This window comes from Streptomyces sp. NRRL F-5123 (genome assembly GCF_000721495.1).
GTDB lineage: Bacteria > Actinomycetota > Actinomycetes > Streptomycetales > Streptomycetaceae > Actinacidiphila.
This window is the reverse complement of sequence record NZ_JOHY01000137.1, coordinates 1-1,965: the sequence shown is the minus strand read 5'-3', so window position 1 is coordinate 1,965 and position 1,965 is coordinate 1. Positions and strand designations below refer to the sequence as shown.

The 1,965-nt window shown below is 67.1% G+C and carries 2 protein-coding genes; both read left to right on the top strand.

The annotated features are described in order from the left end of the window. Window positions 1–924: ABC transporter substrate-binding protein (locus IH54_RS0138465; protein WP_031526172.1), on the top strand; the 924-nt coding region annotated here is incomplete at its 5' end. Between the two features lie 11 nt (window positions 925–935). Then, window positions 936–1,955 carry a carbohydrate ABC transporter permease gene (locus IH54_RS0138460; protein ID WP_031526170.1) on the top strand — a complete coding sequence of 340 codons (1,020 nt, stop codon included), beginning with the start codon at window positions 936–938 and terminating at the stop codon, window positions 1,953–1,955. The last annotated feature ends 10 nt before the right edge of the window (window positions 1,956–1,965 follow it).

The following is a 1,965-nucleotide window of genomic DNA, read 5'->3' as shown; positions in this document are numbered from 1 at the left end:
ACCGACAAGACGAATGTCGGTACGGCGGCTCTGGCGAGCGACACGATCGACGGCAAGGTCTACGCGATCCCGCTCGACACCGCGCCCGAGGGCATCTACTACAGCAAGGACCTGTTCCAGCAGGCCGGTATCGCGGCGCCGCCGACGACGATGACCGAGCTGCAGGCGGACGTCGCCAAGCTCAAGGCGATCAACGTCTCGCCGATCGCGGTCGGCGGCAAGGACGCGTGGCCGGCGGCGCACTGGTACTACAACTTCGCGGTCCGCGAGTGCAGCCAGGACACCATGAACAAGACCGCCAAGTCGCTGAAGTTCGACGACCCGTGCTGGACGAAGGCCGGCGAGGACCTGTCCTCGTTCGTGAAGACCAACCCGTTCCAGAAGGGCTTCCTGACCGCGTCGGCGCAGCAGGGTGCCGGGTCGTCGGCGGGTCTGCTGGCCAACCACAAGGCGGCCATGGAGCTGATGGGCAACTGGGACCCCGGGGTGATCGGCAGTCTGACGCCGGACCAGAAGCCGCTGCCGGACCTGGGCTGGTTCCCGTTCCCGGCGGTCGAGGGCGGCCAGGGCGACCCGTCGGCGATGATGGGCGGCAGCGGCGGGTACTCGCTGTCGAAGAACGCGCCCAAGGAGGCCTTCCAGTTCCTGCAGTTCCTGATCACGAAGGAGCAGCAGGAGGCCTACGGCAAGGCGTTCGTGACGATTCCGGTGAACAAGACCGCGCAGGGCATCGTGACCGAGCCGTACAACATCTCGGCGCTGCAGGCGTTCAACAAGGCCGCCTACTCGATGCAGTTCCTGGACACGGTGTACGGGCAGAACGTCGGCAACGCGATGAACACCGCGGTGGTGAACCTGCTGGCGGGCAAGGGCAGCGCCGCCGACATCGTCAAGGACACCAACTCGGCTGCTGAGAAGGGCTGAGTGCGCACACGATGAGCAGCGACACCCTGGGTACTGGTGCGGCCGCCGGCCGCCCGTCGCAGGGCACGCCCGGGGCCGGGGGCTCGGTCGAGCCCCCGGCCCCGCCGCGGGCGGCTCCGCGCCGCCGCGGCCGTGCCAGGATGCGGCTGGAGATCGCGGTGCTGTCCGCACCGGCGATCGTGATGTTCCTGGCGTTCGTGATCTTCCCGGTCGCGCTCGCCGCGTACTACGGCTTCTACCGGTGGCACGGCTACGGCGCGCCCACCGACTGGGTGGGCCTGAACAACTACAAGCTGATCCTGAAGGACCCCGCCTTCCAGCAGGTCCTCAAGCACAGCTTCATGATCATGGGCCTGTCGCTGGTGATCCAGGGCCCGCTGGCGATCGGCCTGGCCCTGCTGCTGAACCAGAAGATCCGCGGCCGGTCGGTCATCCGCGTGCTGATCTTCGTGCCCTACATCATCTCCGAGGTCATCGTCGGCACCGGCTGGAGCCTGATGGCCCAGAGCGACGGCGCGATCAACGACCTGCTCGCCCACATCGGCCTGAGCTCACTGCAGGCCGACTGGCTCTCGGACCCGAAACTGGCCATCTGGACCCTGATGGCCATCATCACCTGGAAGTACATCGGCTTCGCGGTCATCCTCATGCTCGCCGGACTCCAGTCGATCCCCCAGGAACTCTTCGAGGCCGCCGCCATCGACGGCGCCTCCTACTGGCAGATCCAGCGCCGCATCACCCTGCCCCTGCTCGGCCCGACCATCCGCATCTGGGCGTTCCTGTCCATCATCGGCTCGCTCCAGCTCTTCGACCTCGTCTACATCATCTGGGGCCAGTACGTCTCGGGCACCGCGGGCACCTCCACCATGGCGATCTACATGCTCGCCCAGGGCCGCAACGCCGGCAACTACGGCTACGGCAGCGCCATCGCCGTCGTGATGTTCCTGATCTCCCTGATCGTCGCGCTGATCTACCAGCGCTTCGTCCTGCGCCGTGACCTGCGCGGAGCCGTCACGGAAGGAACCGTCTGATGAGCGCGAC